The sequence below is a fragment of the Cycloclasticus zancles 78-ME genome (assembly GCF_000442595.1).
GTDB lineage: Bacteria > Pseudomonadota > Gammaproteobacteria > Methylococcales > Cycloclasticaceae > Cycloclasticus > Cycloclasticus pugetii.
Window position 1 is genome coordinate 1490096 of sequence record NC_021917.1, and the last position, 23916, is coordinate 1514011.

General features: G+C 39.6%; 18 protein-coding genes. 11 read left to right on the forward strand and 7 right to left on the reverse strand.

Annotation, left to right across the window (positions count from 1 at the left end; genetic code table 11):
• Positions 1 to 14 precede the first annotated feature (14 nt).
• The gene (gene folD / locus CYCME_RS07230; RefSeq protein ID WP_016390713.1) at positions 15 to 869 is read left to right on the forward strand and encodes a bifunctional methylenetetrahydrofolate dehydrogenase/methenyltetrahydrofolate cyclohydrolase FolD; all 855 of its coding nucleotides are present in this window, start codon (positions 15 to 17) and stop codon (positions 867 to 869) included.
• Here folD and cysS read toward each other — a convergent pair.
• Positions 866 to 2257: a cysteine--tRNA ligase gene (gene cysS / locus CYCME_RS07235; RefSeq protein WP_020932643.1), complete on the reverse strand. Its 1392-nt coding sequence runs from the start codon at positions 2255 to 2257 to the stop codon at positions 866 to 868. The two genes, folD and cysS, sit on opposite strands and share 4 nt — an antisense overlap.
• 198 nt (positions 2258 to 2455) lie before the next feature.
• Between cysS and CYCME_RS07240 the strand changes: the two genes are divergently transcribed.
• Both CYCME_RS07240 and CYCME_RS07245 read left to right on the forward strand, forming a co-directional pair.
• Positions 2456 to 3052 (forward strand): peptidylprolyl isomerase, encoded by a 597-nt coding sequence (locus CYCME_RS07240; RefSeq protein WP_015005914.1) that lies wholly within the window; start codon positions 2456 to 2458, stop codon positions 3050 to 3052.
• A gap of 3 nt (positions 3053 to 3055) precedes the next feature.
• Positions 3056 to 3781, forward strand: a complete 726-nt coding sequence (locus CYCME_RS07245; protein ID WP_020932644.1) for a UDP-2,3-diacylglucosamine diphosphatase — start codon at positions 3056 to 3058, stop codon at positions 3779 to 3781.
• A 24-nt stretch (positions 3782 to 3805) separates the two neighbouring features.
• Here the strand turns inward: CYCME_RS07245 and CYCME_RS07250 are convergent, their stop codons facing one another.
• Positions 3806 to 4627: a ferritin-like domain-containing protein gene (locus CYCME_RS07250; RefSeq protein WP_041933036.1), complete on the reverse strand. Its 822-nt coding sequence runs from the start codon at positions 4625 to 4627 to the stop codon at positions 3806 to 3808.
• An 86-nt stretch (positions 4628 to 4713) separates the two neighbouring features.
• Here CYCME_RS07250 and sthA point away from each other — a divergent pair, with 86 nt between their 5' ends.
• The 7 genes from sthA (at position 4714) to CYCME_RS07285 (ending at position 13576) form a co-directional block, all read left to right on the forward strand.
• Positions 4714 to 6126, forward strand: coding sequence for a Si-specific NAD(P)(+) transhydrogenase (gene sthA / locus CYCME_RS07255; protein ID WP_015005911.1), 1413 nt, complete (start codon positions 4714 to 4716; stop codon positions 6124 to 6126).
• Between the two features lie 60 nt (positions 6127 to 6186).
• Positions 6187 to 6876: an SIMPL domain-containing protein gene (locus tag CYCME_RS07260; RefSeq protein WP_020932646.1), complete on the forward strand. Its 690-nt coding sequence runs from the start codon at positions 6187 to 6189 to the stop codon at positions 6874 to 6876.
• Positions 6877 to 7183: 307 nt separating this feature from the next.
• The gene (locus CYCME_RS07265; protein WP_020932647.1) at positions 7184 to 8470 is read left to right on the forward strand and encodes a hypothetical protein; all 1287 of its coding nucleotides are present in this window, start codon (positions 7184 to 7186) and stop codon (positions 8468 to 8470) included.
• 50 nt (positions 8471 to 8520) lie between these two features.
• Positions 8521 to 9099 carry an ANTAR domain-containing response regulator gene (locus CYCME_RS07270; RefSeq protein WP_015005908.1) on the forward strand — a complete coding sequence of 193 codons (579 nt, stop codon included), beginning with the start codon at positions 8521 to 8523 and terminating at the stop codon, positions 9097 to 9099.
• Between the two features lie 170 nt (positions 9100 to 9269).
• Positions 9270 to 10661, forward strand: coding sequence for a CmpA/NrtA family ABC transporter substrate-binding protein (locus CYCME_RS07275; RefSeq protein ID WP_016390719.1), 1392 nt, complete (start codon positions 9270 to 9272; stop codon positions 10659 to 10661).
• A gap of 73 nt (positions 10662 to 10734) precedes the next feature.
• Positions 10735 to 11886, forward strand: coding sequence for an ABC transporter permease (locus tag CYCME_RS07280; RefSeq protein WP_020932648.1), 1152 nt, complete (start codon positions 10735 to 10737; stop codon positions 11884 to 11886).
• 10 nt (positions 11887 to 11896) lie between these two features.
• Entirely contained in the window at positions 11897 to 13576 is a 1680-nt protein-coding gene (locus tag CYCME_RS07285; protein ID WP_015005905.1) for an ABC transporter ATP-binding protein, read from the forward strand.
• A 240-nt stretch (positions 13577 to 13816) separates the two neighbouring features.
• Here CYCME_RS07285 and CYCME_RS07290 read toward each other — a convergent pair whose 3' ends face one another.
• From CYCME_RS07290 to acnB, 4 genes are all read right to left on the reverse strand, one after another.
• Entirely contained in the window at positions 13817 to 15439 is a 1623-nt protein-coding gene (locus CYCME_RS07290; protein WP_223253175.1) for an EAL domain-containing protein, read from the reverse strand.
• A 37-nt stretch (positions 15440 to 15476) separates the two neighbouring features.
• A complete protein-coding gene (locus CYCME_RS13160; RefSeq protein ID WP_020932650.1) occupies positions 15477 to 16724 on the reverse strand; it encodes a response regulator in 1248 nt (415 codons plus the stop codon).
• A complete protein-coding gene (locus tag CYCME_RS07295; RefSeq protein WP_020932651.1) occupies positions 16649 to 18892 on the reverse strand; it encodes a PAS domain-containing protein in 2244 nt (747 codons plus the stop codon). The genes CYCME_RS13160 and CYCME_RS07295 overlap by 76 nt, the downstream gene beginning before the upstream one ends.
• A 390-nt stretch (positions 18893 to 19282) precedes the next feature.
• Complete coding sequence (gene acnB, locus CYCME_RS07300) at positions 19283 to 21880, reverse strand: bifunctional aconitate hydratase 2/2-methylisocitrate dehydratase (RefSeq protein WP_020932652.1); 2598 nt, start codon at positions 21878 to 21880, stop codon at positions 19283 to 19285.
• Between the two features lie 203 nt (positions 21881 to 22083).
• On the opposite strand from acnB, the gene CYCME_RS07305 reads away from it, so the two are divergent.
• Positions 22084 to 22803 (forward strand): NRDE family protein, encoded by a 720-nt coding sequence (locus CYCME_RS07305; RefSeq protein WP_236886356.1) that lies wholly within the window; start codon positions 22084 to 22086, stop codon positions 22801 to 22803.
• A gap of 230 nt (positions 22804 to 23033) precedes the next feature.
• On the opposite strand, the gene CYCME_RS07310 is transcribed toward CYCME_RS07305, so the two are convergent.
• Entirely contained in the window at positions 23034 to 23753 is a 720-nt protein-coding gene (locus CYCME_RS07310) for a YebC/PmpR family DNA-binding transcriptional regulator (protein WP_020932654.1), read from the reverse strand.
• Positions 23754 to 23916: the final 163 nt, after the last annotated feature.

Consider the following 23916-nt stretch of genomic DNA (forward strand, 5'->3'; position numbering starts at 1 on the left):
AAAATTTAAAAAATATGACATTTCAAACGATTGATGGAAAAAAAATCTCAGCTGAACTAAGAGCTGCAATAAAAAAACAAACAGATGGTCGAATTTCTCGTGGTTTATCAAAACCAGGTTTAGCGGTCATTTTGGTAGGTGAAAACCCTGCTTCTGAAGTTTATGTACGTAATAAATGTAATGCCTGTGAAGAAGTCGGCTTCTATTCTTTATCAAAGACCTTTCCTTATGGTGTTACTGAGGAGGAGCTCCTTAATTTAATTGATGACCTAAATAATAATTCGGCTATTAACGGGATTCTTGTCCAGCTACCGTTACCAGAGCATATTAATGAGGAAAGAATCATCGAAGCGATTGACCCGCTTAAAGATGTAGATGGCTTTCATCCTTATAATATAGGTCGCTTAGCGCTTCGTATGCCGGTTTTAAGGTCTTGTACACCTAAAGGCATTATGACCTTACTTAAAAGCACTGGGCTTGCCCTTGAGGGCAAAGAAGCTGTTGTTATTGGCGCCTCTAATATTGTGGGTCGCCCTGTTTCATTAGAATTATTAATGGCTCGTTGTACCGTAACCACTTGTCACAGTCGTACAGTTGATCTTGAGGCGCATGTTAAACGTGCAGATATTATTATTGCCGCGGTTGGGATTCCAAGTTTTGTAAAGGGTGACTGGGTTAAACCAGGCGCTGTGGTTATTGATGTCGGTATTAACCGTCTAGAGTCAGGTAAGCTGGTTGGGGATGTTGATTATGAAACGGCTTCAAAAAAAGCAAGTTGGATAACACCCGTACCAGGTGGTGTTGGCCCCATGACCATCGCTTCTTTACTTGAAAACACCTTACAAGCAGCTGAATTACAAAGCAGTTAACCCCTGCGCCAAGTTGTTTCAGGCCCCTTATCTTCTAAAATAACGCCTTGTTCTTTTAAGCTATCGCGAATTTGATCAGCTAAGCTCCAGTTCTTATTCGCTTTAGCTTCAAGGCGCTGATTAATTTGAGCTTCTATCTCTTCATTACTGATACTGGCATCCTGTCCCGCCATTGATTTTAAAAACAGATCCGGGTCTTGGCTCAAAAGACCCAGCGGTTCGGCCATTGTTAATAAGTCAGCTGCGGTTTTTGCCGCCTGCTCTGGTTGTGTATGTTTTAATTTATTTAATTCGTTTGCGCATTCGAACAGTACGGCAATGGCTTTTGCAGAATTAAAATCATCGTTCATCGCATTTTCAAATTGTTCGATATACGTTGATTTAACCTCATTTTTTACAGGCGTGACATCACGTAGCGCTGTATAAAGCCGTTCTAATGCGGAACGTGACTCATTTAACTGATCGTCTGAATAATTCAATGGGCTACGGTAATGGCTTGATAGCACGAAAAAGCGAATTTCTTCCCCGCGGTATTTTTTCAACACATCTCGCACGGTGAAAAAGTTACCCAGTGATTTGGACATTTTTTCATCATCAATACGCACAAAACCATTGTGCATCCAAGTGTTAACGTATTTTTCACCTGTTGCTGCTTCTGATTGAGCAATTTCATTTTCATGGTGAGGAAACTGTAAATCCATTCCACCTCCATGAATATCAAAATGGTTTCCAAGGCAACACGTTGCCATTGCAGAGCACTCTATATGCCATCCAGGCCGACCATTACCCCAAGGCGATGACCATGAAGGCTCGTCAGGCTTAGCAGACTTCCATAAAACAAAATCAAAGGGGTTGCGTTTACTGCTATCAACATCTACCCGCTCTCCTGCATTCATATCATCTAGTTTTCGGCCTGATAATTGGCCATAGTTCTCAAACGATTCAACGCAATAATACACATCATTATTTGGCCCAACATAGGCATTATCATTAGCAATCAACTGTTCGATCATAGTAATAATAGCCTCCATCGAGTCGGTTGCTAACGGTTCGATGTCGGGAGAAAGGACGTTTAATGAAGCTTCGTCTTGATGCATCTCATCGATAAAGCGTTTAGTTAATTGCTTGAAATCTTCACCCGATTCAATCGATCTAGTAATAATTTTATCATCAATATCAGTAATATTGCGCACATACTTAACGTTATACCCTAAGTACTTTAAGTACCTTGAAACAACATCAAAAACGACCATAACTCGCGCATGTCCGATATGGCAAAAATCATAAACGGTCATACCGCATACGTATAAATTAACCTCTCCTTTGTTGATTGGAACAAAAGTTTCTTTCTGCTTTGTTAAGGTATTGTGTATTTTTAGTGCGCTCATTTTTATAACCAACATTATTTAAGGGCGAATAATAACCGATTCATTGAATCTCGGCATGATTAGCATGCGATATTAATCATATTAAGCCGCCCTGTTTTGTTTAAAGCTCGAGTTTTTAAAATAACGAATGTGTGAGCTTTATCAAAACCAGCTAAGAAGATAAGATACACAGCTTAATTTATTGTAGGAGTTTTACTGATGACCAAAAAGTTAATCCAATTTTTAAAGGTATCTATTGCTAGCGCCCTACTTTTCGCAACTGCAACTTACGCAACGGATAAAAATATGAGCATGACAACTATTAAACTAACCACAAACCAAGGCGATATTACTCTAGAGTTGGATGCCGAAAAAGCACCTAATACTGTTAAAAACTTTGTCACTTACGTTGAAGAAGGCTTTTATGAAGGCGTTATTTTTCACCGAATCATTCCTAACTTTATGGCACAAGGCGGTGGTTTTACCGCTGATTTTGCACAGAAAGAAACCAACAGTGCTATACAAAATGAAGCCGATAATGGTTTAGCTAATGACCGTGGCACGATTGCAATGGCACGAACTGGTGACCCGCACTCAGCAACAGGACAATTTTTTATTAACTTGGCTGACAATGACTTTTTAAACCACAGTTCAAAAACACAACAAGGTTGGGGATATGCTGTTTTTGGCAAAGTAACTGACGGTATGGATGTTGTTGATAAAATGGCCGCTATTCCTACTGGCTCTGGTGGTATGTTCCCAACGGATGTTCCTCAAGAAACTGTCATTATTGAGAAAGCTGAGGTTATTAAGTAATTCGTGACTCAGCACATACATTTTATTTCTGACTTACACCTTACCCAAGATAGGCCTGAAAATACGCAGCGATTTTTAGCCTATCTTGAGTCCTTAAGTAGTGATGTGTCAGCTTTATATATTTTGGGCGACTTGTTTGACGTATGGGTTGGTGACGATGACCCAACCCCGCCTAATGAAGCAGTTAAAACACACTTAGCCAAAGTTACTTCCAAGGGAGTTAAGGTGTACTTCTTGGCGGGCAATAGAGACTTCTTGGTCGGCAAAAAGTTTTTTGCTGATACTCAGGTGGTCAGCTTAGAGGACGAATATATTATTGATTTATTTGGCACGAGTACCTTATTAATGCACGGCGACCTGTTGTGTAGTGATGATGTCGAATACCAAAAATTTCGAGACTTAACGCACACGCCTGAATGGCAACAAAGCATTTTATCTAAACCTCTTCAAGAACGCTTGGCGATGGCTCAACACTACCGGCAAGAAAGTCATTTAAATAAAGCAAACAAGTCGATGGAGATTATGGATGTTAATACCTCTACCGTTGTTAATTATGTTAAAAAACATCAGGTAAAACGTCTTATTCACGGGCATACACACAGACCAGATATTCACTCGCATATTGCGGAGGGGGAAGAGATTGAACGTTTTGTTTTAGCAGAATGGGATCATAGCGGCAGTGTTCTCGACTGGAGTGAAGACGGTTATCAGCTCATCGAACTTTCTTAGTCTTAACGTAGCTAATTCTGAATATTATGTTTGCTTTAATTTACGTTTATCAAGGCGTTCAAGCTCTAACAACTCACTGGGCGTAAAACCGGCCCGGAGCCGTAAAGGCTTATTAAATGGGCCGAGTATTTGGCCTTTTAATAAGCGTTCAACATGTTCGAAAAACACATCTTCACGCTCGACTCCTTCGTTTTCACAAACAAAATCTAGCCATTTTGTACCAAATTCAACATGTGTCACTTCATCTTCTAAAATAATTTCTAAAATGGCCGCTGTGTCCATGTCTTTTTGGGCATATAGTTTTTCCAACATGGCTGGAGTAACATCAAGCCCACGAGCTTCTAGGTAACGTGGAACCAATGATAAACGAGCAAGTAAATTATCGTCTGTTTTAACGGCCATACTCCATAAACCATCATGCGATGGATTGTCACCATATTGACAATCATAGGTCGCTAAATGATTGCATAGTAATTGAAAGTGCTTACATTCATCATTAGCAACATAGACCCAGTCTTTATAAAACTGTGCCGGCATACCTTTAAAACGATAAGCAATATCTAGGGCTAATTTAATCGCATTAAACTCTATGTGTGCGATAGCGTGTATAAATGAGCGCTTGCCTGCTTCTGTTCCTAGCCGCCTACGTGGTAAATCTCTGGGTGCAACACAGATGGGCTTGTCAGGAAAACGTACGAAGTCTATTGGTTTAATAATGCGGTTTACTGGCTCAATAAAAGAGCTATTTTGATGGCACAACTCAAAAGCTTGCCGTGTCATCTCAATCGTTTCGTTAACCGATGAGCTCAATAAGGCATTTTCGAGCGAATTAAAAAAATCAGGCATTAATAAATACTCTTGGCGAAAAGCAGATTTTATCGTATCTGTTGTATACTTGCTCAGACGTTTATAAATAATTATGAGAACAATTAATGAGTACATATGACTATGATGTAATTGTTGTAGGCACAGGCCCAGGAGGTGAAGGCGCCGCAATGAAGGCTTGTAAAGAAGGTAAAAAAGTTGCCATCATAGAAAAATATAAAGAGGTTGGCGGTGGCTGTACTCATTGGGGAACAATTCCCTCAAAAGCATTACGTCAAGCGGTTCAGCGTGTTATTCAATTTAATCGCAATAGATGGTTTAAAGAAGCCTGCGGTGGCCGACTTCACTTAACGTTTCCTCAACTTTTAAGTTCTGCTACCGACGTGATAAAAAAACAGGTTGATATGCGAGATGGCTTTTATGAACGCAACAATCTTGACTTGCTATACGGCACAGCTAGTTTTGTTGATGAAAATACAATGCAGGTTAAACCTAATGCCGGTGGTAAAGTAAAAAAAATAACTGCCAAGGTATTTGTGTTGGCGCCTGGCTCTCACCCCTATCGTCCTGATGATGTGGATTTTAATCATCATAATGTTTTTGATAGCGATACTATTTTAGACTTAGACTTCACACCACGCTCAATTACAATCTATGGAGCGGGCGTTATTGGTTCCGAATATGCTTCTATCTTTCAAGGGTTAGGGGTTAAAGTTAACCTTATTAATACGCACTCTACTTTGCTGGCCTTTTTAGATGAAGAAATCGTACATGCCTTAAGCCATGATATGCGAAACCAAGGTGTTGTTATCCGCTCTAGTGAAGAATACGATTCAATAATACCTGACGATAAAAGCGTTGTTACCCAATTGGTTTCAGGAAAAAAGATTAAAACTGATATTTTTCTATGGGCCAATGGTAGGACCGGTAACTTTGATGACCTAGCATTAGACAAAGTCGGCATCACCCCTAACTCTCGCGGTCAAATTAATGTTAACGAGAATTACCAAGTGGAAGGTAAAGAACATATTTATGCGGTTGGAGATTTTATTGGCTATCCAAGTTTAGCCAGCGCCGCTTATGATCAAGGCCGTTTTGCCGCAACCCATATCGTTGATGGTTTTTGTGATGCTACTCTGGTTAAAGACATTCCAACAGGCATTTATACTAATCCGGAAATTAGTTCAGTTGGCTACACAGAAAAAGAATTGACCGAGCAAAAAGTACCTTATGAAACCGGTTATTCACGTTTCGATTCACTGGCAAGAGCGCAAATTTCTGGTGAAACTCAGGGTTTATTAAAAATAATTTTTCACTCAGAAACATTACAAATATTAGGTGTGCACTGCTTTGGTGACCAAGCGGCTGAAATTATACATATTGGGCAGGCGATTATGTCGCAAAAAGGCGAAGCAAATACCCTGCTGTATTTTACTAATACAACCTTTAACTACCCAACAATGGCTGAGGCTTATCGAGTGGCTGCTTTAAATGGTTTAAACCGACTAGATAACCATTAAGATAGTATTCAGCTTAGGCCCGTATAGTAAGTTACACCCCAATAAAATAATGAGTTAAAGATGAATAAATGGATTTTGTTGTTTAATTTAATATTTTTAACCAGCCCTCTAATGGCTCATGATAAGCCGTTTGATGGAGTTGTTAATTTACAAGCTTCTGCTAGTTTAGAGGTTGAAACCGATACGATGCTGGCCAGTATTGCTGTTGAAGCTGAACATTACGACCCCGCTGTTTTGGCTGAACAAATCAACCAAAAAATGTCTTGGGCTCTTAAAACAGCCGCCCCCTTTAAAACCGTTAAAGTTAAAGGTGGGCAATACACATCTCATCAACTTTATAACAAACGTATTTTTAAAGCTTGGCGTGGTATTCAAACTATAACGCTAGAAAGTAAAGACAGTGAGGACTTAGGCAAGCTGATTGGCTTATTACAAAAAGAATTACTAATTAAATCCTTGCGCTACCAAGTCTCAGAAGAAAAATTAAATGCCACTAAACAATTATTAACAAAACAAGCTATTGCAGACTTTAAGGCGCAAGCACAAACGATCACTAACGAGTTCGATAAAAATAAGTATCTTGTTCATCAAATTAATATCCATTCGAACAATCAGCATCGCCCAGTGTATTACGCCAAATCAAGAATGCTTTCAAGCAGTGCAACTGATGAAGCTGCTCCTGCTAACTTACAACAGAACACGTCAACTATCCAAGTCAATGTTAATGGCTCAATTCGCCTAGTAGACTAAGGCTAACAAGCTTAATTCTCATTCGCACCATTTTAGTGCCCATCTATCATATCAGCACCTAAAGGATGCGACGCAGCATTTATTTGCCTCATAAGCCTCTATCAATCACTGTATTGTCAATAAATTAAACTTGGCATAACCATTGCACTACTTGTAGCTGTTATTTCTTTCGATTAAGTCATAACACACTGTAACGGCGCAGTCATGAACATCTTAATTTATAAAGCACAGGCGCTAACTCGGTATATTCGTGTTGGCTGCTTTAGGTTTTATGTTTTTTTTAAAAAATTTAACGTAGAGAGTTAATATGAAAAGCAACAAAAAAAGTCACTCAAACCCTATCATAGTAGGCGCTATTGCTAGCACGATACTAATGACAACAGCTCCTTTAGCGCAGGCGGAGGAATCTATAATAAATGCCCTATCCAGTGGTAAAGCCAGTTACAGCGCTAGACTACGTTATGAAAATGTCGATCAAGAAAACTTATCTGAAGAAGCAAACGCTTATACCGCTAGATTAACGGCGGCCTATAAAACAGGAACGTATTATGGGTTTGGGCTTTTTGGTGAAGTAGAAAGTGTTCATAGCTTATTTAGTAACAATTATGCACATCCATCTCAGGCCAAGGGTGCTAAATACCCTGTTATTGCTGATCCTAATGAAACAGAGCTTAATCAAGGTTACTTGTTTTACACAGGGCTTGAAGACACGTCTGTAAAATTGGGGCGACAAGCATTGACATATCGTGGTGCACCCTTTCATCGGCATATCGGTACGGTTGCTTGGCGTCAAAATTGGCAAACACTGGATGCATTCTCTATTTCTAATCAGTCGCTTAGTGATACAACCATTAATTATGCTTATGTATGGAATGTAAATCGTATCTTTGGTGAAGATGCGCCTGAACCACTTGATAATTTTGACAGTGATTCACATTTATTTAATATCCAATATAGTGGTTTTAAAACTGCAAAAATTGAAGCTTACGCATATTTATATGACTTTGAAAATGCAGATGCTTTTTCAACCAATACATATGGTCTAAGACTTAGCGGTGCTAAGCCTATCAGTGATGCGACTAAGGTTATTTATACAGCTGAATACGCCACCCAATCAGATGCCGCTGATAACCCTAACTCAATAGATGCTGATTATATTTTGGCTGAACTCGGCACAAAAATATCATTTAATGGGCCTATCAACATGCTGTTGGTAAAAGCCAGTTATGAATTACAAGAAGGTAATGGCGGCGCTGACCGTTTTGTAACAATTCTTGGAACAAATCACGCTTACCAAGGCTGGGCGGATAAATTCTTAGTAACCCCAGGTGATGGTGTTGAAGATATTTACTTAACAGCTGTGACGACTGCTTATGGCATAAAATTTGTGGCAGCTTATCATGACTTTAGTTCAGATAATAATAGCTACGATTACGGTACTGAGTTTGATGTGATGGCTACTAAAAAAGTAGGTAAAAACTACACCGTTGGTCTCAAGTATGCAGATTACAATGCTGACAATAATGCTTTAAATATCGGCCCAACAGCCGTTGATACGACTAAATTGTGGGCTTTTGTAAGCGCAAAATTCTAGTCATGGCATTGATATAAGCCTTTTTTTAAAGAAGCATTAATCGACACTTAATGAAACCTAGAATCCTATTATTTAATACAACGGCTGATGACCTCCTAGATGTTCAGGGGCATTTATCTGACTCTATTTACGAGGTAACAGCCGTTACATCACAGTTAAGCGACATTAGTCGTGCTGCTCTTACTGGCTCTATAGATATTGTGATGGCAGTAACGGAAAAACGTTTTGATCAATTATTTAGTTGTATACAACAAATTAACGTGCAAAACCCTATTCCGGTTATTGTCTTTACCTACGAAGACAGTAGAGATGTTATTCAAGCAGCCATTAAAGTAGGTGTAAGTGCTTATATTGTAGATGGCCTTCAGGCCAAACGTATTGTGTCTATTATTGATACCGCTTGTTTTCGTTTTAACGAGCAACAGCTTATTAAAGAAGAGTTAGAGCGAACGAAAAATACGTTAAGTGAACGTAAGATTATCGATAAAGCAAAAGGCATTATTATGCAACGCTCTAAAATTAGTGAAAATGAAGCTTATAAAGCAATGCGTAAAATGGCGATGAATAAAAATATCAAAATGGTAGATCTAGCAGAAAGCATAATCTCAGCAAGTGAAATATTGGCATAGGTATTGCTTTTTAATTTCTAACGAATAGTACCACCCCCGAACTTGGGGCTTAAAACTTAATAGACCTTATAAGGTCACAAGACAAAGACGTCTGCTAGCTTGTTTTCTTTAAAACGAAAATAAGCGGCGGGCGTTTTTTTTGCATTTTATAAACGTAAACAGGAAAAAAAATGAAAAAAAATCGTAAGACTTTCAGTAAACGAAACATCGGAGGCATGTTTAAAAGCTGTCTGGCTGGTTTAGCGTTAACAATGGCAGGTAGTTTAACGGCTGCACATGCCGTTGAAGAACTTGAAAAAGATGAACTTAAGTTTGGTTTTATCAAATTAACAGATATGGCACCGTTAGCGGTTGCCTATGAAAAAGGTTTTTTTGAAGATGAGGGCCTGTATGTCACCATTGAACCACAAGCGAATTGGAAGGTGTTACTTGACCGTGTGATTGATGGCGAGCTAGACGGTGCACATATGCTTGCCGGGCAACCACTTGGTGCAACCATAGGTTTTGGCACTAAAGCGGATATTATTACTGCCTTTAGTATGGATTTAAATGGTAATGCGATTACTGTTTCAAATGATATTTGGGCAGAAATGAAACCTAATATCCCCAAAGGTGCTGATGGTAAGCCAGTGCACCCTATTAGTGCGACCGCACTGAAGCCAGTTGTTGATCGATATAAATCTGAAGGTAAGCCTTTTAATATGGGCATGGTTTTCCCCGTATCAACACATAATTATGAGCTACGTTATTGGTTAGCTGCAGGCGGAATCCACCCGGGCTATTATTCAAAAACGGATATCACCGGTCAAATTGATGCGGATGCTTTATTATCGGTTACCCCTCCTCCTCAAATGCCTTCAACGCTTGAAGCCGGTACTATTTATGGCTATTGCGTTGGGGAACCTTGGAACCAGCAAGCCGTCTTTAAAGGTATTGGCGTTCCTGTTGTGACAGATTATGAAATTTGGAAAAATAACCCAGAAAAAGTATTTGGCGTTAGTGCAGAGTGGGCAGAAAAGAACCCCAATACACATAAAGCCGTTATTAAAGCATTAATTCGTGCAGCGCAATGGTTAGATGCTAACAACGATGCAAACCGTCCAGAAGCGGTAAAAATTCTGTCTCAATCTGAATATGTTGGTGCTGACTACGATGTGATCGCTAACAGCATGACAGGCACATTTGAGTATGAAAAAGGCGATAAACGTGACTTACCAGACTTCAACGTTTTCTACCGCTACTTTGCTACCTACCCTTATTATTCAGATGCTATTTGGTACTTAACCCAAATGCGTCGCTGGGGTCAAATTACCGACGAAAAATCAGATCAATGGTTCCACGACATTGCAAAAAAAGTCTACCGTCCAGACATTTATTTAGCAGCCGCTAAAGAGTTGTTAGAAGAAGGGAAAATTTCTAAAGCAGATATGCCTTGGGATACCGATGGTTACCGCGAACCACAAACTCACTTTATCGATAACATCACCTTTGATGGCCGCACACCCAATGCTTACCTAGAGAAGTTCAACATTGGTTTAAAAGGAAAAGACACTGTTAAGTAAATAACGGTATGACAATGATAGGTACCCGTGATGATGCGGGTACCTATTTAACAAAAAAACTAGAGGTAACACTATGCCTGTTGATACAGCATTAGAAGATAAAAATATGAAAAATCAAGAAGCGAGTAACACTACAAGTTCATCAGCAGACTCACAAGAGTCTGTTGCCAATAAGCCTGAAAAAAAGGTCGCCAATGAAGGCGTTAAAATTTCCGTAAAAATTAATAATTTTTTAGAACTAATTGGCTTTACTTGGTTTATACCCATCGTAAAACTGTTGGCTGGTGAAGACCCTGTTGTACAGCTAAAAGAAGCGATAAAAGTTATTGGTGTGCCGGTATTAGCCATGTTGATATTTATTGGGTTTTGGGACTGGGGCGCTGCGAAAATCCAAACGAGCCTAGGCGCTATTCCTGGCCCTGCTGCGGTATGGCAAGAAACAAAAAGCCTTGCCGCCGACCACTACAAAGAGAAAGAAAAAGAAGTCGCTTTTTACAAACGTCAGGAAGTTCGTAATGCTAAAAAGCTTGAAAAGAACCCAGATGCGGTTATTAAAATTCGTGATTACACTGGCAAAGCAACCTATCCGCAACAAATTATGACCAGTTTATGGACTGTTTTCGCAGGCTTTTTATTAGCCTCTGTTGTGGCTATTCCACTGGGTGTTATTTGCGGATTAAGCCCTGCTTTTAATGCTGCCATTAACCCGATTATTCAAATATTTAAACCTGTTTCTCCATTGGCTTGGTTACCTATAGTCACACTTATTGTTAGTGCACTGTATGTGGTTGAGGGGGACGCTACATTTAGCAAGTCCTTTCTTGTATCGGCCATCACAGTAACATTGTGTTCATTATGGCCAACTCTAATTAATACAGCCGTCGGCGTATCTACTATTGATAAAGACTTAATGAATGTCTCAAAGGTTTTACAACTCGGGTGGTGGAAAACAGTCACTAAAATTGTTTTACCTAGTTCGCTGCCATTAATTTTTACAGGCTTACGTCTATCACTTGGTGTCGGTTGGATGGTATTAATTGCTGCAGAAATGCTAGCGCAAAACCCAGGTTTAGGTAAATTTGTCTGGGATGAATTCCAAAATGGCAGTTCTCAATCGTTAGGAAAAATTATGGTTGCTGTGTTTACTATCGGTATTATCGGTTTTATGCTCGACCGTATCATGTTGACGCTGCAAAAATATTTTTCATACGGCGACGCAATGTAGGAGAAAAGATATGTCATTTTTAGCACTTAAAAATATTAGTAAATCCTACGGTAGTGGTCACAATAAAAGTGACGTTCTGAGCAATATTAACCTTGATATTAAAGAAGGTGAATTTGTTGCTATTGTTGGGTTCTCGGGCACAGGTAAAACTACCCTTATCTCCACTATTGCAGGTTTAATTAAACCTGATAGTGGTGAAGTGACAATGGAAGGTAAAAAAGTTACTGGCCCCAGTTCAGAACGCGGTGTTGTCTTTCAGAGCTACTCCTTAATGCCTTGGTTAACTGTTTTTGGAAACGTTGCATTAGCTGTTGATTCTGTCTTTAGTGATCTTTCTGCTTCTGAACGAACAGAACGCATAGAAAAATACATCAATATGGTGGGATTGTCGCATGCGACGCATAGGCACCCTTCTGAACTATCTGGTGGTATGCGACAGCGTGTTAATGTTGCACGAGCTTTGGCGGCAAGCCCACATGTTTTATTATTAGATGAGCCACTCAGCGCACTAGATGCATTAACGCGCGCGAACCTACAAGATGAAATCATTAGAATTTGGGAACAAGAGAAAAAAACCGTGGTACTCATCACGAATGATGTAGATGAAGGGTTGATAATGGCCGACCGGATTATTCCATTAAACCCGGGGCCAAATGCTACGTTTGGTCCCGAATTCATTGTTGATCTGCCAAGGCCGCGCGATAGAACAGCCATGAACCATGATGAAAATTTTAAAAAATTACGTAGTGATATTACTCAATATTTAATGAGTGTCGGCATCGGTGATAGTGCTGATTCAACAAGTAATGTTTATCAATTACCCAATGTCCAGCCTAATACAGCCAGTGACTTTGGTCTTAGTGACGACGAGAAGCCTGATGCACTGAAACCTTATTCAAATAATATGGGTGATAAAAAATACTTAGAGTATTTTAATTTAACCAAGGTTTACCCAACACCGAAAGGTCCCTTAACAGTAGTCGATAAATTTGAACTAAATATAGGAAAAGGCGAGTTTATTTCAATTATTGGCCATTCCGGTTGTGGCAAATCGACTGTATTGTCTATGACCGCAGGGTTAACCGACATCAGCGATGGCGGTATTGTTTTGGACAAGAAAGAAGTCAGTGCCGCGGGCCCTGACAGAGCAGTTGTTTTCCAAGCCCCTAGCCTTTTTCCTTGGTTAAGTGCGAAAGAAAATGTTGCTTTAGGCGTCGAGCGAGTTTATCCGCATTGCACCCCAGCAGAACGAAATAGCATTGTTGAGTACTATTTAAGTAAAGTGGGCTTAAGTGAAGCCTTCAATAAGAAAGCCGCTGAACTTTCAAATGGTATGAAACAGCGTGTCGGTATTTCACGTGCCTTCGCCCTCTCCCCTAAATTACTGTTACTCGATGAACCATTTGGTATGTTAGATTCTTTAACAAGGTGGGAGCTTCAGGAGGTGTTAATGGAAGTTTGGACACGGACTAAAGTCACTGCCATTATGGTGACACACGATGTTGATGAAGCTATTTTACTGGCTGATCGTGTTGTGATGATGACCAATGGACCTAATGCTAAGGTTGGTAAAGTTATGAAAGTGGATTTACCACGTCCTCGAACACGTAAGGCACTGGTATCGCACCCTGATTATTATAAATACAGGGAAGAGCTGCTAACCTTCCTAGCAGAGTGTGATAATCACTAAGCTATTAGAAACGCTAAAGCCATTAAAAGGCGCTGTTTTAACAGCGCCTTTTTATCTAACAAACCAGCCGATTGGTCCATTTTTCAAAAACGCTCCTTCGTACAAATTTCTGCTAACCTCAAACCTTTTAAAGGCGCTTATTATTTACATTTTTAGTTAAACCTTATAGAGACTTTCTTTCGGTTTAATATCATTATGTTCGAATTGTTTTTGCTATCAAGCCGCTAAACATGGTTCACGCTAACTCTTGATATTAAACTCTGTCGTTAACCAATCACAACACGCTTTTAATGACATTGGTTTTGCGCGGTAGAAGCCTTGCGCAATGTCACAGCCTAGCTCCTTTAGTTTATTCCATATCTCCTCTGTTTCAACACCTTCAGCAACCGTTTCCATTTTTAATTCTTTAGCAAGGTAAATGCAAACTTTGACGATAGACATTGCTTCGTCATCGTCTAACATTTTCATCACAAAGCTACGGTCAATTTTCAGCTCTGTAAAGGGTGCTTGGTAAAGTTGCACAAGTGATGAGTGACCTGTACCAAAATCATCAATTGATAAGGCAAAGCCTTTCATTCGGAGTCTATTCATAATATCTAGCGAGTCAGAAATAGATGTTAAAACTGCTGATTCTGTTAACTCAAAAGTAATGGCTCCTGTTGGGATACCAACATTAGCTAGCCTCGTACTTAATTGCTCTGGTAAAGATAAATCCAATAAATCTTGTGCAGAAATGTTAATTGAAATGTTTGGTTCAATACCTTTTTCACAAAATAAGCCGTAATCAGTGATGACCAAATCTATCACTTCATTGGTAATACTTGAAATCAGATTATTTTGTTCTGCTAGACCTATAAATTGATCCGGAAATATCATGCCACGCTCGGGGTGTTGCAAACGAACTAATGCTTCAAAACCAACTACTTTCCCTGACCTTAATTCAATCTGTGGTTGATAAAAAATAATCAAATAGTGAGACTCAATTGCGTGCTGTAAATCTGCCAGAGTAAATAATGATGTGCTAGATGTTGAGATTAATGGAGAAAGGTCAGTTTTATCAAGCATGATCTTCTTATGGGTATATATTTGCTTTATTTCATCAATAAAACTATATGGCTCCAGTGGTTTTGTTAATGTTCTAGCAACGACCACTTTTTTTGCATCAGCAAATTGTCTAGCGGAATGTAACACTTTCTCATCAAATCCACTAATCAGTACATAACTTGGCACGCTTCCTTTTGCATGAAGGTGCCTCATCACTTCGATACCATCCATTTCTGGCATATTTAAATCAAGCACAACAATATCATCACTACTAACAGGCTGATTGATAAACTCAACTGCCGATGTAAAACCTTTTGCAGAAAACCCAGCTACCTCAATCAATTCTTTAAGCATTTCAACTTGTTGCGGCTCATCATCTACCACATAAATAATAATTTCCTCTGGTAGCGTAAGAAACCCATCTACATTTAGAGCGTCTTCAATTTCTCGTTCATGCTCCTTGCTAAACCGCTTAATATGTTGATTCGTTTTATTTAGATACTCTATAAAACAGTCTTTTAGATACACAATGAACCCTGCAATGTCCCCATTTGCTTTAACGGTATTTTTGAATTTCTGGTGTAATTCTTGACTTATCATTTGGTGAAGAGCGACTTCACTATCAGCAAACGGGTAACTCAATGACTGCATAATAGCTTCTTTACGCGTAAAATATGATTCTCCATATAGGAGAAGGCCCATTGCTAATTTATTTAGCAGCGCCCTCTCACCCCCATTCTCGGCTATCACATGAGCTTCATAAAATAACTGAAATAAGCGTTTGTGATATTTATCAATAGCATCTATCCCTACACTCATCTCTGGAGCCCAATGCCATAGCTCATAACTTTTAACTTCAATCATCATCATTACCATAGATCAACGTTGAAACTCGCCTTAGCAATTCACCTGTACGATACGGTTTATACATCATGTTGTTCTGCAAACTTTTATCTTTCATTGCTGAGTGACGATTACTGCTAAAGCCCGTAGCCAATTGAACTTTAATACTCGGATAATTTTCTTTGATATGCTTCGCAAGCTGATAACCATCCATTTGAGGCATAATGACATCACTTAAAACCAAGTCAAATTTCGTTGTTGCTAACATCTCTATAGCCTCGTTACCATTTCTTGCTAGCAACACTTGATAGCCAGCCAACGTTAAAATTTCTAGAGCTAGCTTTCGTAAAGCAGGTTCGTCATCGACGACTAAAATTGCTTGCCCTTCACCTTGACGATATGGTTTTACTTCAATAGGGCCAGTATCATTCCTTTCCTCACCACGATACAGAGGGAAATATAAGGTAAACTCACTGCCTAGGCCTTTTTCTGAATATACTTTTATCGTACCGCCAGATCGCCCTGCAAAACCATATACTTGGCTTAAACCAAGCCCTGTTCCATCAATACCTTTCGTCGTAAAGAATGGGTCAAAGATGAAATCTACAATGTCTTTATCTATTCCGCAGCCATTATCTTTAACCGATAATGTTATATAATCATTTTCAGTTAATCCAAGCGTCTCTGCCTCTATCTGAGAAAGGTGCACGGCACCTGTACTAACCGTTAGTTGCCCTCCATCTGGCATGGCATGTTTAGCATTGATCACTAAATTCAGCAACGTGTCTTCAAGTTCACTTTTATCAATCCATATAAGCCCTAGTGAGTCACACAGTTGGTAATGAACTGTGATCATTGCTGTTAGTGACTTGTTAATTAGATCTTTTTGATCATCCACTAGACTATTAACATCAACCGCTTCGGCTTCAGCCTCTGTGCTCTTTTGCTTAGAAAAAGCAAGCATCCGCTTAGTCAACTGTCTTGCTCGTTCCCCTGCCTGGCTTATATTTCCAATGTATTTTTGCAAACCTTTAACATTGGAAAATTTCATTTCCATGAGACTGGTATAACCTAAAATAACCCCCAACATATTATTGTAATCGTGCGCTATACCACCCACCAGTTTGCCTAAAGCATCCATTTTCTGTGCCCGTTGAATCTGAGCTTGCTGAGACTTTATTTCAGTTAAGTCTTGGCATGAACAGGCAAATCGGTGTTGTCCATTAGCTGAAACTGGCAACTCTGCAAGGGTAAGGCGCATAGGGAATGTGGTGTTTTTTTGTATACACCAACAGCTTCACGAGAACCAGCTAAAAGACACATGGCGTTTGCTTGACTATAACCCTCAGGCTGACCTTCATCTTTTTCACGTACTAATATCGATATATTTTGACCAATTGCTTCTACGCTACTTACACCAAATAAATGCTCGGCAGCGCGGTTAAAGGACTGTATGACCCCCGTCTCACTAAGCGTAATAATGCCGTCCCTGAGTGTGTCCAGAATATCGCGTTGCTCTTGTTCACTTTTCATCAATGCTTGTTGCGAAGCATGTTCATGTGTTATATCTCGAACCAGCAAGACTGCACCAATCACCTGACCTGACTCATTAATCAGCGGGTTGTTATACCACTCACATAAGATGATCTTGCCTTCTTTTGTAACATTCTCATTTCTACTGTTTTTACCACCCGTATTCGTCATCAAGCCCTGCCATATTTTATCGACATCTATCACTGCACTTTCTGGTAATATCATGTCGGAAAAGTTACGCCCTTCGACTTCTTTGAGTGTGTAACCAAACATTAACTCTGCCGCTTTATTCCAATTAACAACCTCAAAATCGATGCTCCATTCTATAGCTGCCAATGGCGTTTGTTCGCGATATAGCTGTAGGTGCTGCATTGATGCACGCATCTCAGTTTCCAGATGCTTACGTACACTGACATCAACACCTTCAGCGACTAATTGAATGACGCTATTATTCTCATCGCGTATAGGGTGAAAGCCTATCTGAAGAGCCAGTACACCGTTATTAGTCATTATCTCAATATCGCGTAGCGTCTTTCGCCCATTAAAGGCTTCGATACAATCACTCTGAATAGCCTTTTGGAGAGCTGAGTCATAAGTAAACCAGTCATTCATCCAAAATTCTTTCCCAATAACATCCTCTGTTTTAAGACTGAGAGATTCTAGCGGCGTATTATTGATAAAAGTAACTCTAAAATCAGTATCTAGGACAGCGACCATCGTCTGCATATCATTAAATGCTTTTTCAACTTGCTGTTGAGCTTGAAGCGCTGCTTGGCGTAACTCATACTGCTCGGTTACGTCGTTAAACACTAACACCATGCCCAAGATATTATTATTTACATCACGAATAGCTGCTGCTGAATCTGCAATTTGGTATTCATCACCTTCTTTTGATATTAAGGTCGTATGATTACTTAAATAAACTGTCTCACCGGTTTCAAGTACCTTTTCCACAGGGTTTGGTATTGGCTCTTTTGTAGACGCATTGATAATAGGAAAAATTGTTTTGACTGTCTGCCCTTGCGCTTCTTCTATTGACCAGCCAGTTAACGTTTCTGCAACATGGTTCATTCGAGTCACATGTCCCTGTTCATCAGTAGTAATAACCGCATCTCCAATACTACTCAATGTCACCTCTAAGTCTTGTTCTCGTTGCTTTAAAAGGTTTTCATAGTAATCACGAGAATTGAAAGCTTCTTTTAACGAGTACTTAAGTGTTTGAATATCTAGGGCGTCTGATTGCTTAAATGAAAAGTCGATACTTCCCCCAGGTTGATAATTCTGTAACGTAGTGGAAATTTGTTCAATTGGACGAACTACATAGCGAGTAGCGAGCCATGCTAGCAATGTAAATAGCATAGATAACACCATACCGAAGAAGAGTGTTTTTTTACTAGCCGTATTAACAGCTACCTGAATTTTCGTTTGGTTTAATCCAAGGTGCATTTGCCCCGAAAGGCTGGGCGTTAGTGCAACAGCATATTCATAAATAAGCCCCCGATTTTCAATATTATATTGAGCAACGAGATTAATTGGTCTCGAACCATTCAGTGCTGATGGGTACTTAGCAATCTGTTTATTTAAAAATTCAGGAAAGTCTGTATCATATGAATGGGCAAAAAGATGACCCTCCCTATCTATAACATACAAATACTCAATCGAGTTATTCTTGTAGTTTTGAGCAACCTGCAGCATTTGCGTTAATTGCTCCTTATCTCCAGTAATAACACCATCGGCAACCACACTCGCCATGGTGCGAACTAACGTTTCAGCAAATATTCTGTGTGTGTGTGTTTGCTGTTGGAGGACCTCATGTCTTACAGCATATAAATTAAGCACAGTTATTGTTAAGCCAAGGCTAAAAACAATAATGGATAAACGGGTACTTAGTCTCATTAAGAACGCTCCAAGTTAATAAAATCGAAAATATTCCTTTTTTCTAAATCAACATAGTCCTTATCTAGTATTCATATGGAGTTTCACTTTTACCAAAATAATAATATTTATTGGTATATTGCCCGAAACTTGAAACTAAGTAAAACAGCGGGAATTTATATATAACTGTATCATTAAATTATTGATAAACAACTTTATTCAGTTCATTCACCCATCTATGACTGGGGTACATTAAATAATAAGTTGATTTGAATAACCCCAGAGCCTTTCATACTGCAAAATTCACGCATCATTTTTTTAGATGAATTTAAAATCATTTGACAAAACAATATCACAAAAAAAGGCGCTGTTAAAACAGCGCCTTTTTTCTTACCTAACTATCTAGCAATATCAAGCTTTAGCAGCAATCTTCACTGTATCCGCTGATTTTTGATACTCTTCAATTTGATCAAAGTTTAAGTATCGGTATGTTTCATCCGCCATGGTATCAATTTTATTGGCGTATTCCATATACTCTTCTTTAGTTGGAATCTTACCTAATATTGCCCCCACTGCTGCCAGTTCTGCCGACGCTAAGTAGACAAAAGCACCATTTCCTAAACGATTAGGGAAGTTACGTGTAGAGGTTGAAATAACTGTAGACTTCTCTGCAACACGTGCTTGGTTCCCCATGCAAAGCGAACACCCTGGCATTTCAGTACGTGCACCTGATGTTCCATAAATATTGTAATAACCTTCTGCTGTCAATTGCGCCTCATCCATTTTAGTTGGAGGTGCAATCCACAAACGAGTTGGGGTTACACCGCCATACTCTTGCAATAAGTTACCCGCTGCTCGAAAATGACCAATATTTGTCATACAAGAACCGATAAAAACTTCATCAATCTTAGTACCAGCAACATCTGATAATGTTTTGACATCATCTGGGTCATTAGGGCATGCAAGAATAGGCTCGTGAATATCACTCATGTTAATTTCAATGATTTCTGCATATTCAGCATCGGCATCGGCTTCCATTAGTTCTGGATTAGCCAGCCATTCTTCCATTGAAGTAATACGACGTTCAATCGTTCTAACATCACCATAACCTTCAGCAATCATCCATTTCAACATGGTGATATTTGAATTCAGATATTCAATGATAGGTTCTTTGTTTAACTTAATAGTACAGCCGGCCGCTGAACGCTCCGCAGAAGCATCCGATAGTTCAAATGCTTGCTCAACTTTCAAATCAGGTAAGCCTTCAATTTCAAGAATACGACCAGAGAAAGCATTAATTTTGCCTTCTTTCGCTACCGTTAGTAAACCTTTGTCGATAGCCGCTAAAGGAATAGCATTGACCATATCACGTAGCGTAATACCTGGTTGCATTTCACCAGTAAAGCGAACCAAAACAGACTCTGGCATATCCAATGGCATAACACCTGTTGCTGCAGCAAAGGCTACTAGACCAGAACCAGCAGGGAATGAAATACCTAATGGGAAACGTGTATGAGAGTCACCACCTGTACCCACAGTATCTGGAAGCAACATACGGTTTAACCATGAATGGATAATTCCATCGCCCGGACGTAACGGCACGCCACCACGATTCATAATAAAGTCTGGCAAGGTGTGGTGAGTTGTAACATCAACTGGCTTAGGGTAAGCCGCAGTATGACAGAAAGATTGCATCACTAGGTCTGCTGAGAAACCTAAGCAAGCCAAATCTTTCAATTCGTCACGAGTCATCGGGCCTGTTGTATCTTGTGAACCAACAGTGGTCATATGTGGTTCGCAGTAAACGCCAGCTCTAATCCCTTTTACGCCACAGGCTTTACCAACCATTTTTTGCGCTAAGGTGAAGCCTTTACCACTATCTTCGTGAGCTTCTGGAGTTCTAAATATCTCTGATGCTTCCAAGCCAAGTGATTTACGTGCGCGTAATGTTAAACCACGTCCAATAATTAAAGGAATACGGCCACCAGCCTGAACTTCATCAAGAATCACGTTTGATTTTAATTTGAATTCAGCCAACACTTCATCGGTGCCACTTTTAGTGACTTTTCCTTCATATGGATAAATATCAATAACATCATTCATGTGTAATTTAGACACATCCATTTCAATCGGTAATGCGCCTGAATCTTCCATTGTGTTAAAGAAAATTGGCGCAATTTTGCCACCAATACAAACACCACCCGCACGTTTATTAGGGATGTAAGGAATATCATCACCCATAAACCACAACACTGAGTTAGTAGCAGATTTACGAGAGGAGCCTGTGCCGACAACATCACCTACATAGGCGAGAGGAATACCGTCTTTTTCCATTTCGTCAATTTGAGCGATTGGTCCTCTTTCACCTGGGACATCTGGTTGAATGCCTTCACGTGGCATTTTAAGCATCGCAAGCGCGTGTAAAGGAATATCAGGACGAGACCATGCATCAGGGGCTGGTGATAAGTCATCAGTATTAGTTTCACCAGTGACTTCAAATACTTTAACGGTTAACTTTTCGGCAAGCGGTTTTTTATTGGTAAACCATTCGGCATCTGCCCATGATTGAATCACACGTTTAGCAGCAGCATTGCCAGCCTCTGCCTTTTCTTGAACATCATGAAAAGCATCAAACACGAGTAGAATCTGAGACAGCTGATCTGCAGCTGTTTCGGCAAGTTCTGCGTCATCAAGAAGTTCAACCAATGGCATAATATTGTAGCCACCTAACATGGTGCCTAACAACTCAGTGGCTCTAACTCGGTCGATTAATGGAGAAGATGCTTCGCCTTTTGCGATAGCCGCTAAAAAACCTGCTTTTACATAAGCAGCTTCATCTACTCCTGCTGGTACGCGATTAATGATCAAATCAAGCAAGAACTCTTCTTCTCCTGCTGGCGGCGCTTTTAATAACTCAACAAGGCCAGCAACTTGCTCGGCATCCAGTGGCTTTGGAACAATACTCAAAGCAGCTCGTTCCTTTACATGTTTACGATATTCTTCTAACACAGATCACTCCTAGGTTTAAAATTTGGGGCTTTAAGCAAGCAATACTTACCAATCAGGGTGAATATTTTAGCATTTAGCACTCAAAATTGACAGGTTTAGCGATAAGGTGTTTTATATACTCATGCGGTTATTTAAAACAAATATCACAATTATCAATGTGCCTAATCATTTTTAAATACCAACCAAACGACCTCTATAAATTAGTGCTAGTTGCTAACCGTGACGAATATTATCAGCGTGCAACACAAGCCGCTGGTTATTGGCCAGATCAGCCGCATATTTTCGGTGGCATAGACCATGTTGCTGGCGGTAGTTGGTTAAGTACCGATACCTCAGGGCGACTAGCAGCACTGACTAATGTGCGGAAACCTCCCTTTATAGAAAATACAAAACTATCTCGCGGCCATTTAGTGCGGGATTTCTTATCTCAACAATCCACAGCTCCAGACTTCATAGAAAAACTAAAAAAACGGCGTGCTGATTACGGTTTATTCAATTTATTATTAATGGATCACACTGGCTTGTGGTATTACTCTAATGACTCGTTACATGTTCAACAAGTACCTGCTGGTATTCATGGGCTTTGTAATGCCTCTTTAAATACCCCGTGGCCAAAATTATCTACCGCTACCGCGGCTGTAGAAAAATCGTTAGCAAGCAACAAAATCGACCCATTTGAGTTATTAAGTACGATGCAGTCGCGAACCCAAGCTAATGACCAAGATTTACCTAACACCGGGATTAGCCTCGAATTTGAGCGCTTCTTATCACCTATTTTTATTCAAGGGAAAGATTACGGTACACGATGCACCACATTACTAACTGTTGATGAACTAAGTGTTAAGTTTCTAGAAATAAGTTATGACTCGAGTGGAGAAATAACAGGTGATGTAAAAGAAGAAATTGAGCTAATAACTAGATAAACTATAACTTTTTTATCAAAAAACATAAACATGACAGCAGACTAATCAAGCACTAAACGATACGCGTAACCAACTTGCTACACAGCATTTAAATTTTGGGTTTTAATGCGGTCTTCATTAATTAGGCAGTTATTTTTGAGTGCTCAAATTGCTTATCCAAGCATCCTTCTGACTATCTCAATTGAGAACAATTTGCTGCATTCCCTTACTTAATAACTAGGCCGTCCTTTCTAGTTGAGCTCAACGTTGTGATACACCTGTTGCACATCATCTAAATCATCCAAGATGGCAAGAAACTTTTCAAACAGTTCTACATCATCGCCTGTCATAGTAGTAAATGCCTGTGGAATAAACTGGATTTCATCTACTTCAAAATCAATTTCTCCTAGCTTATCAAGCAATGCTTGTTTTGCCTTAAAGTAGTCGGTAGGTAACGCAAAAACGGAAATTTTACCATTTTCATTTTCAATATCTGTTACGTCTACGTCTGCATCCATTAGTATCTCTAAAACCGCTTCTTCATTATCGTGTTTAAACACTAGAATGGCAGAATGATCAAACATATGGCTTACGCTACCTTGCGTGCCAATTTTACATTTTGTTTTAGTAAACGCTTGGCGAACATCACCAAATGTACGATTTGGGTTATCAGTTAGACAATCAATAATAGCCATACTTCCACCAGGCCCATACCCTTCATAACGTGCGGGAGAATAATCTTCGCCACCACCGCCTTTTGCTTTATCAATCGCCTTTTCAATAACATGAGCAGGCACTTGGTCTTTTTTCGCGCGGTCAATTAAGCTACGAAGTGCCAAATTACCTTCAGGGTCAACACCACCTGACTTTGCGCTAACATAAATCTCACGCCCATAACGGCTATAAACCTTCGCCTTCATATCAGACGTTTTAGCCATAGACTCTTTGCGGTTTTGGTAGGCTCTACCCATGCGATTGATACTCCGAATTAATTTATTTACTGTTTATTTTAAAGCTAAGCGCAATACATGTGAATGTTGAAAGTGCGCTTACGTCGATTAATGATCAACCGATCATTAGAATGTCTTAGTTAGTCTGCTTGCATAAGACAACTTTTTTGTGATTTAAAGAAAC

Excerpts from the sequence above, each read along its gene's own strand:
- CYCME_RS07295 (WP_020932651.1), bottom strand. The coding sequence starts at position 18,892 with ATGAGACTAAGTACCCGTTTATCCATTATTGTTTTTAGCCTTGGCTTA.
- CYCME_RS07270 (WP_015005908.1), top strand. The coding sequence starts at position 8,521 with ATGAAACCTAGAATCCTATTATTTAATACAACGGCTGATGACCTCCTA.
- CYCME_RS07240 (WP_015005914.1), top strand. The coding sequence starts at position 2,456 with ATGACCAAAAAGTTAATCCAATTTTTAAAGGTATCTATTGCTAGCGCC.
- CYCME_RS07290 (WP_223253175.1), bottom strand. The coding sequence starts at position 15,439 with ATGAGTGTAGGGATAGATGCTATTGATAAATATCACAAACGCTTATTT.
- sthA (WP_015005911.1), top strand. The coding sequence starts at position 4,714 with ATGAGTACATATGACTATGATGTAATTGTTGTAGGCACAGGCCCAGGA.
- CYCME_RS07275 (WP_016390719.1), top strand. The coding sequence starts at position 9,270 with ATGAAAAAAAATCGTAAGACTTTCAGTAAACGAAACATCGGAGGCATG.
- CYCME_RS07250 (WP_041933036.1), bottom strand. The coding sequence starts at position 4,627 with ATGCCTGATTTTTTTAATTCGCTCGAAAATGCCTTATTGAGCTCATCG.
- CYCME_RS13160 (WP_020932650.1), bottom strand. The coding sequence starts at position 16,724 with ATGCGCCTTACCCTTGCAGAGTTGCCAGTTTCAGCTAATGGACAACAC.
- CYCME_RS07265 (WP_020932647.1), top strand. The coding sequence starts at position 7,184 with ATGAAAAGCAACAAAAAAAGTCACTCAAACCCTATCATAGTAGGCGCT.
- CYCME_RS07280 (WP_020932648.1), top strand. The coding sequence starts at position 10,735 with ATGCCTGTTGATACAGCATTAGAAGATAAAAATATGAAAAATCAAGAA.
- folD (WP_016390713.1), top strand. The coding sequence starts at position 15 with ATGACATTTCAAACGATTGATGGAAAAAAAATCTCAGCTGAACTAAGA.
- cysS (WP_020932643.1), bottom strand. The coding sequence starts at position 2,257 with ATGAGCGCACTAAAAATACACAATACCTTAACAAAGCAGAAAGAAACT.
- CYCME_RS07310 (WP_020932654.1), bottom strand. The coding sequence starts at position 23,753 with ATGGGTAGAGCCTACCAAAACCGCAAAGAGTCTATGGCTAAAACGTCT.
- CYCME_RS07285 (WP_015005905.1), top strand. The coding sequence starts at position 11,897 with ATGTCATTTTTAGCACTTAAAAATATTAGTAAATCCTACGGTAGTGGT.
- CYCME_RS07260 (WP_020932646.1), top strand. The coding sequence starts at position 6,187 with ATGAATAAATGGATTTTGTTGTTTAATTTAATATTTTTAACCAGCCCT.